General features: G+C 45.5%; 16 protein-coding genes. 6 read left to right on the plus strand and 10 right to left on the minus strand.

Annotation, left to right across the window (positions count from 1 at the left end; genetic code table 11):
• Nucleotides 1-3 precede the first annotated feature (3 nt).
• The 5 genes from GC097_RS12380 to GC097_RS12400 form a co-directional block, all read right to left on the minus strand.
• Complete coding sequence (locus GC097_RS12380) at nt 4-2,016, minus strand: FecR family protein (protein WP_171683600.1); 2,013 nt, start codon at nt 2,014-2,016, stop codon at nt 4-6.
• A gap of 26 nt (nt 2,017-2,042) precedes the next feature.
• On the minus strand, nt 2,043-3,890 hold the full coding sequence (locus GC097_RS12385; RefSeq protein ID WP_171683601.1) for a CHASE2 domain-containing protein: 1,848 nt from the start codon (nt 3,888-3,890) through the stop codon (nt 2,043-2,045).
• A 165-nt stretch (nt 3,891-4,055) separates the two neighbouring features.
• Entirely contained in the window at nt 4,056-4,289 is a 234-nt protein-coding gene (locus tag GC097_RS12390; RefSeq protein WP_171683602.1) for a ferredoxin, read from the minus strand.
• A gap of 66 nt (nt 4,290-4,355) precedes the next feature.
• The gene (mobB, locus tag GC097_RS12395; protein WP_171683603.1) at nt 4,356-4,862 is read right to left on the minus strand and encodes a molybdopterin-guanine dinucleotide biosynthesis protein B; all 507 of its coding nucleotides are present in this window, start codon (nt 4,860-4,862) and stop codon (nt 4,356-4,358) included.
• A 7-nt stretch (nt 4,863-4,869) separates the two neighbouring features.
• Nucleotides 4,870-6,171, minus strand: coding sequence for a DNA polymerase IV (locus GC097_RS12400; protein ID WP_171683604.1), 1,302 nt, complete (start codon nt 6,169-6,171; stop codon nt 4,870-4,872).
• A gap of 213 nt (nt 6,172-6,384) precedes the next feature.
• Here GC097_RS12400 and cimA point away from each other — a divergent pair, with 213 nt between their 5' ends.
• Nucleotides 6,385-8,004, plus strand: coding sequence for a citramalate synthase (gene cimA / locus GC097_RS12405; protein ID WP_171683605.1), 1,620 nt, complete (start codon nt 6,385-6,387; stop codon nt 8,002-8,004).
• 59 nt (nt 8,005-8,063) lie between these two features.
• Here cimA and GC097_RS12410 read toward each other — a convergent pair whose 3' ends face one another.
• Nucleotides 8,064-8,597: a TlpA family protein disulfide reductase gene (locus GC097_RS12410; RefSeq protein WP_171683606.1), complete on the minus strand. Its 534-nt coding sequence runs from the start codon at nt 8,595-8,597 to the stop codon at nt 8,064-8,066.
• 191 nt (nt 8,598-8,788) lie between these two features.
• On the opposite strand from GC097_RS12410, the gene GC097_RS12415 reads away from it, so the two are divergent.
• Nucleotides 8,789-10,033 (plus strand): MFS transporter, encoded by a 1,245-nt coding sequence (locus GC097_RS12415; protein WP_246294195.1) that lies wholly within the window; start codon nt 8,789-8,791, stop codon nt 10,031-10,033.
• A 49-nt stretch (nt 10,034-10,082) separates the two neighbouring features.
• Complete coding sequence (locus tag GC097_RS12420; protein WP_171683608.1) at nt 10,083-10,511, plus strand: M67 family metallopeptidase; 429 nt, start codon at nt 10,083-10,085, stop codon at nt 10,509-10,511.
• On the opposite strand, the gene GC097_RS12425 is transcribed toward GC097_RS12420, so the two are convergent.
• Genes GC097_RS12425 through GC097_RS12435 form a run of 3 tightly spaced genes read right to left on the minus strand, consistent with a single transcriptional unit; the run spans nt 10,505 to nt 13,788 of the window.
• Nucleotides 10,505-11,239: an exonuclease domain-containing protein gene (locus GC097_RS12425; RefSeq protein WP_171683609.1), complete on the minus strand. Its 735-nt coding sequence runs from the start codon at nt 11,237-11,239 to the stop codon at nt 10,505-10,507. The two genes, GC097_RS12420 and GC097_RS12425, sit on opposite strands and share 7 nt — an antisense overlap.
• Nucleotides 11,240-11,281: 42 nt before the next feature.
• Entirely contained in the window at nt 11,282-12,364 is a 1,083-nt protein-coding gene (locus GC097_RS12430) for a DUF294 nucleotidyltransferase-like domain-containing protein (RefSeq protein ID WP_171683610.1), read from the minus strand.
• Nucleotides 12,365-12,402: 38 nt separating this feature from the next.
• Nucleotides 12,403-13,788 (minus strand): ammonium transporter, encoded by a 1,386-nt coding sequence (locus GC097_RS12435; RefSeq protein WP_171683611.1) that lies wholly within the window; start codon nt 13,786-13,788, stop codon nt 12,403-12,405.
• A gap of 305 nt (nt 13,789-14,093) precedes the next feature.
• On the opposite strand from GC097_RS12435, the gene GC097_RS12440 reads away from it, so the two are divergent.
• Both GC097_RS12440 and GC097_RS12445 read left to right on the plus strand, forming a co-directional pair.
• Nucleotides 14,094-14,534: a MerR family transcriptional regulator gene (locus GC097_RS12440; protein WP_171683612.1), complete on the plus strand. Its 441-nt coding sequence runs from the start codon at nt 14,094-14,096 to the stop codon at nt 14,532-14,534.
• 28 nt (nt 14,535-14,562) lie between these two features.
• Nucleotides 14,563-15,255 carry a zinc metallopeptidase gene (locus tag GC097_RS12445; RefSeq protein ID WP_171683613.1) on the plus strand — a complete coding sequence of 231 codons (693 nt, stop codon included), beginning with the start codon at nt 14,563-14,565 and terminating at the stop codon, nt 15,253-15,255.
• Nucleotides 15,256-15,308: 53 nt separating this feature from the next.
• Here GC097_RS12445 and gltC read toward each other — a convergent pair whose 3' ends face one another.
• A complete protein-coding gene (gene gltC, locus GC097_RS12450) occupies nt 15,309-16,193 on the minus strand; it encodes a glutamate biosynthesis transcriptional regulator GltC (RefSeq protein ID WP_171683614.1) in 885 nt (294 codons plus the stop codon).
• Nucleotides 16,194-16,354: 161 nt separating this feature from the next.
• Between gltC and tpx the strand changes: the two genes are divergently transcribed.
• Nucleotides 16,355-16,873, plus strand: coding sequence for a thiol peroxidase (gene tpx / locus GC097_RS12455; protein WP_171683615.1), 519 nt, complete (start codon nt 16,355-16,357; stop codon nt 16,871-16,873).
• The last annotated feature ends 46 nt before the right edge of the window (nt 16,874-16,919 follow it).

Genomic DNA, 16,919 nt, shown 5'->3' on the forward strand with positions numbered 1-16,919 from the left:
AGATTAAACCCTGAGATCAGGCAAATTCACGATGATTTCAGAATTTCCGGTAACCTCTACTTTTTGTACGTCAGAACCATTTTTATGAATAATAACCACTTTCTCAACTTTTATTGTGTAAGGAGCTGTACCTGTTTGCAAAGAACGTCCATTCATAGGGATTACAACTAAATTTTTCTCCCCATTCACTTCAATATTCGTCGCTGAGCCAAAGTTAGTCACTGCATACACAAGCTCATTCTGTGTCTCATTAGGAAATTGTTTCATGTAATCCGCACTTGCGGCTGCATCGAATATAGCTGAATTGCTTACCCATGAATTCGCTTTGAAATTAATATTCGGACCATAAGTTAAATGCAGCTCTACCCCATATACGGAGTTATCACCAATAAAATCACTTAAATTCACATTCAAAAGAAAATTACCCGAGGCATTGACTTCGCCATGGCTTAAGCTTAATCGTGGTGTTGGAACTTCCGGATTCCTAAACTTGATTTTAAATTCACCCGAATTTACATCTGCTTTCGCTCCAGTAATTTTCTCTTTGGCGATCGTAACAAAAACATTTGTTACATCATCGGCAGATGTATGTGCGAGAGCATTTCCATTAAAAGCAATCGTAATCTTCGTACTACTATTGCGAGTTACGGAAGCAGTCAATCCTGCCGGCAGATGATTAACCGTAACACCAGTGCTCATATCTGAATCAAATGTGCCATTTGCCAGTGTAATCACTTGTGTAGCGGCGATACTGCCATCATTGGCAGGCGATTCTTCAATAACTGGACTTTCCACATTCAATGTTGGCGGCGTAGGTGGCGTCGAAGAATCTGACCCCGATCCCCCCGATCCTAAATCTTGCTGTTTTTTCTTCTCTTCAATCAATTTAATCTGCGCTTCCAGCTGCTTCTTAACCTCAGCTTCCTTCTTCTCACGCTCAAGCTTATTTTTCAACTTCTCAGCTTCAAGCTTTTTCAACTGCACTTGCTTCGCTTTCTCTTTCTCCGCATCAATACCCGCTGTTTTATCTAAATCTTTGACTGTGCTTAAGTCTAATTTTCTGCCTTGCTCTGAAATCTTCTTATTCGTTTCATTGATTAGTTTATCCATCGCCGAGCGGTCGATCTTGTTGTCCGCTAACGCTTTTTTGGCAACATTTCCGATTAGATTATCGAAATTTTGTTTCACCTTGTCGAGATCTTCTTTGCTCTTGATTACCAGATTCGAATCGTCGGTTACTTTGCCTTCCACAAGTTCCTTCGCTTTTTTGGCAATAAACTCATCGTTTTCCTTATCAATTTCCGCTTTATTAAGAATAAATGCCCTAATGACTTCCGGCGAAGCTTGGCTAACGAAATCATCCAGGTCAAGGAAATCCACTTTCAGCGACAAATCCTGTGTTTCATCCCTAGAATCAAGTGAGATTTGTTGTGTTGGGTACAAGTATGTAATGCTTGTCTTCTGTTCCAAATCCTCGCCAATCGTTACTGTCGATGCGGAAACCTTCCCTGCTCCAACGGCCATCTTGATGCTTCCTGTCGCCGGATCAACCATAACAAAGAACTGAGTACCCCTTACCCCCATGACGGCTGTCGGCGTTTCAACTTCAAATTCATCATCAGAACCAGCTAATGACTTCACTTTAACCCACATGGAGCCGGCCCATACTTTCAGCTTGGATTTCTTTTTCCCGTCCGCGGAATTCAGGTCCGACACATTGATCTCGGCATTTTCACCTAAAGTTACATCCGCATCCCCATTGCTCAAATTAAGAGTCGCAGAAGAATTAGCCCCCGTATAAACGGTATCCCCTTGATTTAGACTCATATTTTCATAAGCATCGTACGATTTGGAACCACCGCCTTTTTTGACGGTTACCTCTCCCGATAGTGACGATACAACTGCCACACGAACGGTTTTGGCGTCGGCCGGCTTAGCAAGCAGTCCCGAAATTAAACTGAGCACCAAACTTAGGCTTAAACATAATGAGACAAATGATTTCTTGGACATCCCCATCTTGATTTCCTCCCCAGTTTCCATCCTTAAAGATTCCCGATCACTTCATACACAGCAACGGGTTTTTCTTTCCCTTTGACCTTAATCTCGCCGATTGATTCAATGACAAAAAGGTCTTTAACACGCTCATAGGTCTGCTCGCTAATGAGAATTTGACCGGGCTTGGCATTGGATTCCAATCGTGCCGACAAATTCACCGTATCCCCGATAGCCGTGTAATCCAGGCGCAAATCCTCGGACCCGATATTCCCGACAACGGCTGGTCCACTATTGATGCCGAGTCCGAACTTTACGCCGATCCCGTATTTCTCGATCAATTTCTGTTCCAGCACATTTGCCTGCGACTTCATCTCAATCGCTGCGCGAACAGCCATTTCCGGATGATTGTCATATTCAATGGGAGCGCCGAACATCGCCATGACGCCATCGCCTATGAACTTATCGAGAGTTCCGTTAAATTTGAAAATAGCTTTCGTACATACATCCAAATATTCATTCAGCACTTGGATAACCTGCTCAGGCTCTAACCGCTCCGACATTGGCGTAAACCCGCGGATATCGACGAAAATGAGAGAAATATCCTTCCGGCTGCCCCCAAGCTTTACATCTTCACCGGACTGCAGCAATTCATCGACGACAGACTTGGAAACAAACCTTCCGAAAATCCCTGTTACCCGGTTGCGCTCCTTGCGTTCCTCTAAGTAATGACTCACTAATGACCCTATGTAAATAGCAACTAAAGCAAATTGCGGATAAACAAGCGGAGCAAACATGGACCCTGCAATATAGAAGGTTAACCAAACGCCGCCATAGAGCAAGAACATCCCTATAAAAATAATAAGTGCCGCCTTGCCTCTGAATCTCTCAAATAAGAAAATAGCAAGTAATGAAACTAAAAGAATAAGGCCGATACCGGCAGTCTTACTCATGTCTTTGTAAAATTTGCTTTCCAGCAAAGTTTGAATCATATTGGCATGTATTTCAATCCCAAACATCTTAACAGAGCTGATGGGCGTAGGATATTCATCCTGCATCGCTGTGACGAAAGGCCCAACCAGCACGATGCTTCCCTGCAAGGGCAATGGATTTTTACTGTTAAGCACATCCACGAACGAAAGCATTTCGTAGCCGGTAGCAGCATCCACCTTCTGTCTAGGCAGCGTAAAAAACTCGGTGGTCACTTGATTTCTCTCATTCGTTGGCAGAACGGCGCTACCGCGTTTCCACTCCCCTGTCGCGTCGTCTCTCTTAACTTTCTCTTTGTCGTCAAGAACTAGATTGGCAAGAGCGACACTGAATGCCGGTATGTAAGATCCGTTCTCGTCCGGCAGTCCGACAGGCAATTTGCGCGCCTTTCCATCCTTGTCAACAAATACGTTAATATGCGCCATTTGCTGTCTGTTGGTTGTTAAGGTTGAAGTTGGATAGTCGACTTTCTCAGGCACCAAATCTCCTGCTTGCTCTTGTTTGGAGGGATAATTGATTTGGACGGGCAGGATGACATTCTGATACTTGGCCAAAACATCAGCCAAAGCTTTATCGTCGGCGGGGTTTTTCGAAGGTTCGGCCAAGACCACGTCTATGCCGATAGCGGCTGCGCCGGATTGCTCCAGCTTTTCTATCAATTGCGCATACGTTGTACGGTCCCACGGGAACTTCCCGATCGCTTTTAATGACTTCTCATCAATCTTGATAATTTTGATCCGATCCTCGGGCTGTCGCTCTTCGACTGACTTCGCTTTTCGCAAAACGTCTTGAAGGGGCCCCTCTACAAAATAAAATAATCCGCTCGAATTCACCGTGTAGAAATATGTCGATAACAGCATGAGGACAAGTCCTGCCGCCAGCGACTTGATCCATTTCTTTTTACCCATAAGAGCCTCCCTTATGTATACTAGCTTCATTGTAAGATGGAGGAAAACAAATGGCAATGAAAGATTACAAATAAATACAAATTGTAGCAAAAAAAAGCTCAGCTCCTTGGACAGGAACTGAGCTTTTTCGACATTTTGCGGATGGCTCCACAAATTTGGTTATGATTAGTTAAAAGGTGCATCCGCAACTTTGATGGAGTCTGTTGGGCAGCCATCTTGTGCATCTTGCAGATCATCGAACAGATCTTCAGGAATTTCAGTTACCCCTTTGTTGCCGTCTCCATCAAAAATCACTTCCGCCAAGCCTTCATCATCGTAATCATAGATGTCTGGTGCTGTAGCTCCGCAAGCGCCACAAGCAATACAAGTATCTTTATCAACGAATGTATACTTTGCCATAGTTTAACTCCTCCTCAATTTATCCTCATTGTAAAATATAATATAAATGAGGACAAAGTTCAAACCTTAAAATTGTTCTCCCTTAAAATACCTTTCAATAAAGTCCGCTAGAGCGACAATGTCATTTAAATCAAGGCTTGGCAGTGTTGAAAAATAAGAATCTAGCACCTCCAAATGCGATGCAATTGCTACGGGCTCATGCTCGAGAGCTTTAATAATTGCACTCTGCTCCATTGTACGAAATACAGCGATCTTTGGATGCTTTTCCCGCTTAAATCCTTCAACAAAAACATAATCCAAATGGTCGAAAGCATGGATCTGCTCTTGCAAATCCGGCATCCGCCTTTTCTCGTAAATATGAATGGATTCCGGAGAGATCGTAACAACGGCTTCTGCACCGGACTGCGCAAAAATTGTAGAATCCGCGCCGGACGCCTCTTTATAATGTCCATGCGCATCATGTTTCATTACCGCCACCTGTTTGCCGCGGCGCTTCATTTCTACAACCAGCTTGGCGATCAGGGTCGTTTTGCCGCTGCCCGAATAACCGGCAAAGCCCATGCAATGTGCCATATGCTCCTCACTTCTCCTCTTCTTTATGAAGCGGATTGTTCTTTAAGTGGTCCATCTGCAGAGAAGTTCCTCTCGCTTTATGATTTCTAATAAACGCGGAAGGGTCGTCACTCATCATCCCTGCGGTCAGAATCGCATTTTCCCCGAACTTGTCCCGAAGTCCATCCATAATCTTATTCAGATTTTCGCGTTTCGGCTGCTTCTCATAGTCAAATAAATCAAGCTGCACGAACGTTTCTTCCTTGCTGGTCAGATTTTGCAGGGTGATCCCCAACAGACGAACAGGGTTTCCATCTTCCCACTGATGATCGTAGAGTTGACAGGAAGTTCTATAAATATCATCCATATGCTCTGTCGGCGTAGGCAAAGTAACGGATCGCGTAATCGTTCTCATTTCCGGATCCCGAATCGTGATCTGAATGGTGGAAGTCATCAACTCCTGCTTGCGAAGCCTTCTGGCTACCTGATCCGCAAGATTTAAGAAAACCCGGTGGATCTCTTTTCTTTCTATATAATCTCGCGGCAGCGTGGTCGTATGACCGATGGATTTGCTTTGTTCCTGCTCAGGATTAACAGGCGAGTTGTCGATGCCGTTAGCCGAACGTTTTAGATGCGGACCCATAACGCCAAAAAATTTACTGAGCAGTGCCTCGTCGCCAACCGCTAGTTGACCAATCGTGTGAATGCCGAGCTTTGTCAGCTTCTCAGCCGTCTTTTTACCGATTCCGTATAAATAATTGCACGGCTTGTCCCACAAGACAACAGGCACATCCCGCAAGCGCAAAACAGAAATTCCGTTTGGCTTCTTCATATCCGAGCCCATTTTAGCTAATAATTTATTAGGCGCTACACCAATGGAGCAGGGCAGCATAAGCTCGTTCATAATCCGTTGTTGGATCGCCCCTGCGATTTCAAGAGGCGTGCCGAACTGCTTGGAGCCCGTAATATCTACGAAGCATTCATCAATTGACATAGATTCGACCATTGGCGAATAACTATAAACAATTTGCATAAAACGCCGGGAAAAACTGCGGTACAATTCAAAATCCGGACGGATAAGCACCAAATCCGGGCAAATTTTCATCGCCTGTCTAACCTGCATGCCTGTCTTAATCCCAACGGAACGCGCGGCATAAGAAGACGTAACAATAATTCCCCTGCGCAATTCGACACTGCCCGCGACCGCAATCGGCTTTCCTTTATATAGTTCAGGCTCAACCGCCTCATGCACCGAACAATAAAATGCATTCATATCGATATGCAAAATGACTCTGCCTTGCTTGGGATAGTGATGCTCGACTTTCACCATTTCACAATCCCTCCCATGTTCAAAAGACCTAGATTAGAGCCATTTTCAGCATACAAAAAAATATTGTTTCAAGCAAACGCATTTTTGCGTTATGATGTCTTTACCCGTAATTTTATGGTATAATCGTAAATTATACATTAGCGCTTTAAAGCAAACACACTAACCTTTTTACAAACACCTATGTCACTTTGCTAGCTTTTGAAGGAGGAACCCATGCCAACATCAGTGAAAATCTTCGACACCACATTACGAGACGGAACCCAGGGAGAAGGCATCAGCCTATCCGTAGAGGATAAAATTAAAATCGCCCGCAAGCTCGATGAACTTGGGGTTCATTATATTGAAGGCGGCTGGCCGGGCAGCAACAGCAAAGACATCGAATTCTTTGAGCGTGTCCGTGACATGAAGTTCACCAACGCGAAGATTACCGCCTTCGGAAGCACTAGACGCAAAGATTCCATCGCTGCTGATGACATTAATTTGAACAGACTTGTGGAGTCAGGCGCTCAAGTAGCAACTATCTTCGGGAAGTCGTGGGACTTCCACGTTCATACCGCCATTCAAACGACGCTTGAAGAAAATCTGGCTATGATTTACGACTCTGTGCTTTATTTGAAAAGCTGCGGCTTAGAAGTCATTTATGACGCGGAGCATTTCTTTGACGGCTACAAAAACAATCCCGAATACGCTCTGCAAACGATCAGCAAAGCTCAGGATGCTGGTGCAGACTGGATCGTGCTTTGCGATACGAACGGGGGCTCGCTTCCCAGCGAAGTAACAACAATCGTATCAGCGGTTAAGCTGCATGTTTCCACGCCGGTCGGCATTCATGCGCATAATGATTGCGAATTGGGCGTAGCGAACAGCCTGGCCGCCGTTCAAGCCGGGGCCGGACAAGTCCAAGGCACGATTAACGGCTACGGAGAGCGTTGCGGGAATGCCAACTTGAGCTCGATTATTCCGAACTTGCAGCTGAAGCTTGGTTATCATGTCATCTCCGAAGAGCAGTTGAAGTCGTTGACGCCGGTATCGAGATATATTAGCGAAATTGCTAACATGCATATGCCAATCAATCAGCCTTATGTCGGAAATGCGGCATTCGCCCACAAAGGCGGCATTCACGTTTCTGCGATTCTGAAGGATGCCAGCACTTATGAACACACGAAGCCTGAGCTTGTCGGCAATAAGCAGCGTGTACTCGTTTCAGAACTTGCCGGCCAGAGCAATGTGCTTGTCAAAGCGCAGGAGTTGAACTTAGACTTCAATAAAGAGCATCAGAAGACCAAAGAAGTCATCGAGAAGATTAAAGATCTCGAGCATCAAGGCTACCAATTCGAGGGAGCTGACGCAACCCTGGAGCTCTTGCTGCGCGAAGCCTTCGAAGGGCTTGAAGAGATCTTCACCTTAGAATCGTTCAAGATGCTGGTGGAGAAATCGGCGAATCAATCCGTCGTCTCCGAAGCCATCGTCAAGGTTAAAGTGCACGGCGAAACGATCTATACCGCGGCAGAAGGCAACGGCCCTGTCAATGCATTGGATAACGCCCTGCGTAAAGCGCTCATCCAGTACTACCCGGATATCAAGAATATCCATCTTTCCGACTATAAAGTACGTGTCCTCGACGAGAAAGGCGCTACCGCCGGTAAAGTTCGCGTCTTGATGGAAACGACGGATTTCAACACAACCTGGAACACGCTCGGAGTGTCCAGTAACATCATCGAAGCCAGCTGGTATGCACTTGTGGACAGCTTGCGTTATGCCCTCATCGGCCGACAACGCGTCGAGCCGGCCAACAAAGAGCAGAACGAACGGCTCGGTTTGATCAATCACTAGTCTTTCAGTACAAAAAGCTGCAAAATTTGGTCCGCGAGACCAAATTGCAGCTTTTTTTGTTAACCTTTGATGAGATTCGCAATCTTCTTATCCAGCTCTTTGGGTGAAAGCACGTGAATAACCTCGCGAACAACCCCATTTTTATCAATTAAGAAGCTCGTTGGAATGGCAACGACACGATACGTGTCCGCATTCGTTCCTTGCTTGTCCAAAAGCACTGGGAATGGGTATTTATACGTTTCCACAAACTTCTTGATATTTTCCATTTTATCTCCAGGCGTTACATTCACCGCATACAGATCAAACTGTCCCTCATATTTGTTGTAGACATTGACAAGATCCGGCGCCTCTTCCTCACAAGGACCACACCAAGATGCCCAAAAATTAACGAGCAAAGGCTTCTCACGCGGACCGCCAATCGTATACGCTTGCCCGTCAAGACCTGTCAGTGTAAATGAAGGGGCCAAAAAATTCACCTGGGGCGCTTGTTCGGTAGGCATCAATGTCTCTTTATTTTGACGCTGGGCATTTTGATAAACAGCTATCCCCGCTAGCACCACGACCAATACGATCACCAATACATTCTTTTTCAAAAAAGTCTTCACCTCCACTCTGTCTATATTATCTCCAAATCGGGCCAATTTCCAACATGGACTCGTCTGCAAGTATGCTTTCTCTTTAATTGGGAAAAGTAAGCCTACCAATCATGCAGAAAGGAACCACAAAAGTGAACAAAGTCGCAACACCAAATGCCAAATCCAGAACCAAGCATCAATTCACAGATATGTCCGGCAAAAGCTCCGACAACAAATCCGGCAGCCGGTCGACCAAAGGCTCTATTTGGGAGTACATCGCCTTAGCGACCATCCCTTTAGTACTCGTTCTGGGTAATTCCATGCTAGTCCCTATTTTACCGGATCTACAGGAAAAGATGGGCATCTCCCGCTTCCAAAGCTCGCTCATCATCACACTGTTCTCAGTCGCGGCAGGAATTATCATTCCCGTATCAGGTTATTTATCTGATCGCTTCACTCGGAAATCAGTTATCATACCGTCGCTTATCGTCTATGGCGCTGCAGGGGTTCTGGCAGGCTTCGCAGCCGTTTGGAACTCTTACTCCATCCTTATTATCGCCCGTACCATACAAGGCCTTGGAGCGGCAGGTACCGCCCCTATAGCCATGGCGCTTGTCGGCGATTTATATAAGGGAGGAGACGCGAGTAAGGCTCTTGGGCTCATCGAAGCCTCCAACGGGGCAGGCAAGGTGGTTAGCCCGATATTAGGCTCTTTGCTTGCTATGATCGTCTGGTTCGCCCCTTTTTTCGCATTTCCGGTTTTTTGCTTGTTAGCTTTGCTAGCCGTCATTTTTATGATTAAAGAACCGCCCAACGAGAAGAAAGCCGATCCTCTCAGCGTTTACTTAAAACAAATAGGGGATATACTCCGAGAAAAAGGGCGCTGGCTGATCCCTGCCTTTTTCGCCGGAGCGATTACGCTGTTCATTCTTTTCGGCGTTCTCTTTTATTTATCGCAAATATTAGAAGAGAAGCCTTACAACATTGACGGGGTCCGCAAAGGCTTCGTTCTGGCAATTCCTCTGCTCTGCATGGTCATTACCTCGTATACAACCGGCGCCAAAATCAAGCAAAACGGCCTGCTAATGCGTTGGTTAATGAATATCGGTCTGATCTTGATGACTGTTTCTTTAACGTTAGCCATCTTTCTCAACACGAATCTGTATATATTCATCGGCTTGCTTTCGCTCAGCGGAATCGGAACAGGTCTCCTGCTTCCCTGTTTAAACACCATGATTACCGGCTCTGTGGAGCGCGAGCAGCGCGGAATGATCACATCGATGTACAATAGCCTTCGCTTTATCGGCGTAGCTTTCGGCCCGCCTTTATTCGGATGGCTCATGAATATGTCGCACAAAACGTTATTCATCACGGTAGCCGCAATGACCCTTCTGATGCTGGCTCTCGTATTTTTCTTCATTAAACCTGATAAGGAACTGAAACAAAAAGCATGATATACTAGCCTCATTCTAAGCTACAAGCTTTAAAGAGGTGCAGGCGCTAGTGATCGTTCAATTCCAAAAAGAACTCTACAACCAACTGCTCGGTCATAGCCTGCAGAAGTTTCCCGAGGAAGCTTGCGGCCTTATTTTAGGGGAACCTTCGCCAAGCATTAAGGATATTCTCGCAGCAAGAACATTCGTTCCCATTCAAAATATTTCCCACAATCCCCGGAATCATTTCGAGCTAAATCCGATCGAGATGATCCCCTTTCTTACTGATCGTCATAATCCGGTCATCGGGTTGTTCCACTCGCATCCGTCAGCCCCCGCTATTCCATCCGAAATAGATCTACAAACCCTTTGGCATACGATTCCCACCTACTGGATCTTGTCCTTGCAGCATACGAACAAACCTGAACTTCATTTGTACCAAATAAAAAACGCCACCCCGACCGGTTATCACAAACTGAGGTTTGTAATCGGTCAATGATGGCTTAACAGGGCGTACAGATCGCCTAATGTATCTACATTTTTCGCTTTAATTTCCTCCATGAATCTTGACCAAAGCTGCGCTGTCATCAAGGAATCCTCAAGGGCATGGTGACGTTGTGTAACCGGAATTTCATAAGCATGGAGCAAAGCGTCCAGACTTAAATTTTTCCTCTTTGGCATCAAAAACTTCGCAATCATCATCGTATCGAGAACGCGATGAGAGAGGCTGACCTTGGAAGTACGCCAGAGGGCAGAATTCAAAAAGTTTTTGTCATGCCCGGTTGCATGAGCAACTAAGATACGCTGCTGTACAAATTCCAGAAAATCGCTTAGAACGCCGATCAATTCCGGAGCATCGGCAGCCATTTCATTCGTAATCCCCGTTAGTCGGATGATGTCATCCGGAATTTTCCGCTTCGGGTTTACGATACTATAAAAGGTGTGATCCTTTTGCACTTCACCGCCAATGACAGAGACCCCTCCGAACGAAATAATTTCATCACCGTTATACGGAGAAAATCCCGTCGTTTCCAAATCAAAAACGACAATTTCCATGGCGTGCAGCGGTATTTCAAACAGGGAATCCTTCCGCTGTTCTTTTAACATGGAGCGAATAAAGGCCATCTGCTGCGCACTTTGTACATCGAACATGGAGGTGATCGCCGGCGTTAAGCCTCCCATTTTGTACAACTGCCACATACGTCCGGCTGGGCGCATATCTTTCATTCCGAATCACCTCCCGCACAAGAAATTTGCCTTCCGATTTATCTACCCTTTCTCTCTCTCTTTGTGTGAAACAATCGACTTTTTCACATATTTCTGCAATTCAACCCCAGCTCGCAAGCATTGTTTCAATTCATGTTTGATCTCTTTGGTCAATTGATCTGCCCCAAGCCTCCCCCGGGTCGTATACATCTCATTTTCCAATTGAAATGGTGTCAAATCCCTCAGTTTAAGCGCGATATCAAAAGCCTCCGACCATTCGTTCGCTAACCCTTCAGCAATAAACGAGTTATCCTTCAACAGCTTTATCCGCTGCCAAGTGGACGAGTGCGCAATCCCAGCCTGGATCGCAAGCAGCCGAATTCCATTTACAATAGGAATATAAGCGCCATATTTGATATCAAAACCACCCGCGTCTTCCCCATACCTTTCGGTAATGAGTTGACCGAAGACACCTAAGGATATTTTGTGGTGAAGCGTATTCGATAATAAATAATTCAAAATGTCCGGCTGCTCCTGAACATAGGCCAGAAATGCATTTTTAATGGGATCTGCCAAACTCTGCGCCCCGTAAATACAGCGCATATCCGCCAGAATAAGCAGATAACGGACATTTTCCCAATCCGGTTCTTGCAGCCATCCCATCATCATATCGATATATCCGGCTAACGGCTTACGCCATTGTTTGTTGCTGGAAATAACATTGCCTTCACAAGGTGGATAACCCAAAGCATCCAGCCCTTCTAAAATGCAATCAACCAATTTAGTGAAGTACGCTTCTAACTGTTCCTCCGAGTGTTCCTCGCTATCAGCGTAAACTAGCCCGTTATCCTGATCACTCCAGAGCGTTTGCTCACTTCGTCCTCCGCTCCCGAACAAAAGAAAAGCATACGGCACGGGAGGCTTCCCATAGCCCTCGTCTTCCAAAATGTGTTCAGCCAGCTCGATTGTCCTCTGAATAAAAGCATCATGTATGACATTCACTTGTCGTCCTAATTCAGGCGTATGAGAGAAAAGGAGATGCTCCCGAAACATCTCATGCACCTGATCTCTGGCGATTCGCATCTCATCGAACTGTTCCGATAAATAGATACGCTCCAGGATCTGTTCCATTGAGAGATGTTTCATGTTGCATCCCCTTTGCTCTAGTAGAAAGTTATGTGATATTAAACGGACACGCCGCTTTGAGCCGCTTTCTTCATTTGTTCCGGATAACCATATGAACCATGCTCAGACAAGTCCAGACCAATGATTTCTTCTTCTTCTGTTACACGAAGACCTACTGTAGCTTTAAGAATTCCTAAGATAATGAAGGAAAGAACAAGTACGAACGCTAATGCTCCGAAAACGCCAAGCGCTTGAATGCCTAATTGGTGCAATCCGCCGCCGTAGAACAATCCTGCGCCACCGACACCTACTTTAGCCGATAAATCAGGCGTAGCGAAAAGTCCCGTGGAAAGAGTACCCCAGATACCAGCGATACCGTGTACTGAGAAAGCGAAGATCGGATCGTCGACACCTGCTTTTTCAAACCATTGCGCTGTGAAGAATGTTACAATACCTGCCACAGCTCCGATAACGATCGCTGCCCATGTGTCTACGAACGCACAAGCTGCTGTAATCGCAACAAGCGCCGCGAGAACCCCGTTCAACATGCTAGGAATATCCGCTTTACCGAAGTACATCCAAGAAATGATCAATGCCGCAACGCCGCCTGCCGCAGCCGCCATGTTCGTTGTCAATGCGATGTAACCGAAGAATCCATCCCCCATTGCACTTAGTGTGCTTCCTGGGTTAAACCCGAACCAACCGATCCAAAGAATGATAACACCGAGAACAGATAACACTTGGTTATGACCGGGAATCAAGTTTGGCGTTTTATCTTTATTATATTTGCCAATACGCGGTTTTAACAAGATCGTAGCTACAAGCGCTGCTGTTGCACCTTGCAAGTGAACGACGGTTGAACCCGCGAAATCTTGCATGCCCAGTTGGCTCAACCAGCCGCCGCCCCATACCCAGTGAGCAACGATCGGATAAATGACTACTGTGAACAAAATTCCGAAGATAAAGTAAACCGGAAGCTTCGCTCTTTCTGCGAATCCGCCCCAGGCAATCGCTAAGGATACGCCTGCGAAAGCGAGTTGGAACAAGAATTTGATGCCAATAGGCACATCGGATGCAGAGAGGGCACCGAATGCCGCCGCAGCTTGATCTTCCAAGCCTGTAACGAAGAACCCTGTCGTTCCGAAGAAAGCATTTCCGTCACCGAAAGCAAAGCCGAAGCCTACCGCCCAGAAAGCGATGGCGCATAATCCGAAAGTTAAAATTGTTTTACCGGCTACGTGACCGGCATTTTTCATTCTAGTGGACCCCGCCTCCAACAAGGCAAAACCAGCTTGCATGAAGATAACCAAAATGGCGGCTAACATGACCCAAACAGCATCGATTGCGCTTTGCAGTTGGGGGATTGTCGCTTCATCAGCAGCAAATGCGAGAGTAGGAAACAATAATGCCATGACACCGAAAGCTAACAACAACTTCTTAATCATACGACCACTTCCTTTAATGTTAGATTAAATAACATGTAATGAAACTCTTAATGTCATTATATACAGGTTATATGGGTTTGACAATAGGATTTTCGTTAATAAATTGAAAAAAACGAAAAATAACCTGACATGAAACAGGCATAATTCGTGTTTTCGGTCATAGACCATGAAGAATGTTAAGATTTCTCCCTTCAACAAGGTTGTCAGGTAGAATAAGCATCACGTTTGACTGTATGGTTTGTAATCAGGTATCATTATTATAGAAGAAAGTTATAAAATGACATTGGAGTAGAGGTGAATGAAATATGGGGAATGAGAAGCTTTATAAAATCGGGGAACTAGCCAAACTTGCCGATGTCAGTTCTCGAACCATTGATTACTACACCAAGCTAAACTTGATCGAACCCGAAAAAAGATCCGATACGAACTACCGTCTTTACAGCGATGAAACTTTGAATCGACTTAAACGTATTGAATCAATGAAGAACGAGAAATATACCCTAGAGGAGATCAAAGCAAACTTGCAGCAATGGAGCAAGGTGTCCCCCGATGATAACGTGAGAGATAAGCTGACATCCATTCAGCTTCATCTTGAACAGTTAATGAAGGAAGCCAAGGAGCTGGGCCCTATTATTCAGCAGCTAAAGCCGAATCAGCTAAAGAAGCTTTATCGCATACTGACGCAGCCAACTGCAGCATGTATTGAAGCATTAATTGTTCTTCTAGGTAAAAATCCGTTCTCATAACGAATTACGAATTACGGAGGCGAGTGAAATGTTATTTTTTCACCCATTGGATTATCTTATTATTATTGCATTCATTCTTTCTATGTGGGCCTCGTTTCGAGTTCGGGGAACATTTAACAAATGGTCAAATGTCCCTGTCTACTCGGGCATGACAGGCGCCCAAGCAGCGCGCCGTATGCTTGATGCTAACGGACTCTACGACGTCCCTGTGGAAGCCGTGCGAGGCACGTTAACCGACCACTATGACCCGATGGCCAGAGTTGTTCGCTTGTCGGAGCCCGTTTATTACCAAAGCTCCATCTCAGCCGTTGCCGTCGCCTGTCACGAAGTCGGTCATGCGATTCAGCATAAAGTTCATTATCCGATGCTCGTCGCAAGACACCGCATGTTCCCAGCCGTTAATTTCGCATCAGGCGTAGCACCATTCTTAATATTAGCCGGCTTCTTATTCCAACAGATTCCATGGCTTCTGGGGCTGGGCATTATCTTTTTTGCAGCCGCCGTCGCTTTCCAATTGGTGACATTGCCCGTGGAGTTTAACGCCAGCTCAAGAGCCCGTGATTTGATGGTCTCTGAGGGCTTCATCTCCAATGAAGAAGAACGCGGAGTTGCTAAAGTTCTGAATGCAGCCGCACTCACGTATGTGGCCGCAGCTTTAATCTCCGTCCTTGAGCTGCTGAAATATATCATGATATTCAGCGGTCGCAACAGTAACGATTAATACACGAAAAGCTCTCCATTGTGCTGTGAATCACGCACAAGGAGAGCTTTTATTTATTGAAAATATTCATGCAGAAACCGTCTGAATACTTCAGCCACTAACGGAAGCTTTTCGCCTTTCCGGCTGATCAATCCAACGGTTCGGGTTACCTGCGGATCAGTTACGCGAATTTTGGCAGGCTGCATCTTCCCGCCTTCGATTAATGCCATGGAGGGAAGCAAACTGACCCCCATGCCCGCGGCAACAAGACCGCGTATCGTATCCGTCTCTTCGCCTTCAAATTCGATTTTCGGTACGAACCCCGCCTTCAAGCAAGCTTCCATGACGATTGAGCGCAGCGTATATTCTTCGCTAAACATAACGAAATTCTCATGCTTAAGCTGCTCTAAGCGAATCGACGTATAATCGGCGAGAATATGATTTGAAGGAATAATCGCATACAGTTCTTCAGTCAGTAATATTTCGCCTGTCACATGTTCATGCGTCTCTGGGAATGGTGAAATGAAAGCGAGATCAATTTCACCCTTTGCAACATCGCGTATCAAAGACGCGTAAGTTCCTTGGCGCAACCGAAATTTTACATTCGGGTGATCTTTCTTAAAAGACGCAACCACGGCGGGAAGCAAATTAATAACTAAACTATGCGGGAACCCAATACGAATTTCACCGGCTTCCGGATCCAGAAACTCATGCATTTCACCAACAGCACGCTCCAAATCCGTCAAAATCCCCTCGATTCGGCTCAAAAATAAATGACCAACCGAAGTGAGATGCAGGTTGCGTCCTTTTTGAACAAACAAATTAACGCCAAGTTCCTCTTCCAGCAGATGAATCTGGCGGCTGACAGCGGACTGTGCCACATGCAATTCCTCCGCGGCTTGGGTCACATGCTGCTTCCTTGCCACTTTCACAAAATACTGCAATTGTCTTAATTCCACTTGGATAAATCCTCCGACTTTTCTTACATAATGACGAATCTGTCAACCTTTTATGCATTTAAATTATAGCCTCACAGCATCAATTGGACAACCTAAGTTCAAAAAGCTTATAATAAACAAGGTTGTTATCTTGCATGGAAATTAAAGGAGGAACTGTTCAAATGGCACAAGATCGTACTGGTGTTGCTACTCTCAAAGGTAATCCGATCACCTTGGTAGGACCTGAAATTAAAGTAGGTGACAAAGCACCTAACTTCACTGTGAACAAAGATCTGATGACTCAAGTAACTTTGGCAGACTATGCCGGTAAAGTAAAACTCATCAGTGTAGTTCCATCTTTGGATACAGGCGTTTGTGACGCACAAACTCGCCGCTTCAACGAAGAAGCAGCCGGCCTTGGCGACAATGTCGCTGTCCTGACAATTAGCGTGGATCTTCCTTTCGCACAATCCCGCTGGTGCGGCGCAGCCGGCATCGATAAAGTTATCACTTTGTCCGATTACAAAACTAAATCTTTCGGCGAAGCATATGGCGTATTGATCAAAGAGCTTCAACTTGATATGCGTTCCATTTTCGTAATCGATGCGAACGATACCGTACAATACGTAGAGTACTTGGGCGAAATGACAGCTCACCCTAACTACGAAGCTGCCGTAGAAGCTGTCAAAAAATTAGTTTAATCACACAAATAAAACAGCAAGGAGGCCATGCTTCCCTGCTGTTTTT

It is taken from the genome of Paenibacillus planticolens, from assembly GCF_013141725.1.
In the GTDB taxonomy this organism is placed as follows: domain Bacteria; phylum Bacillota; class Bacilli; order Paenibacillales; family NBRC-103111; genus Paenibacillus_E; species Paenibacillus_E planticolens.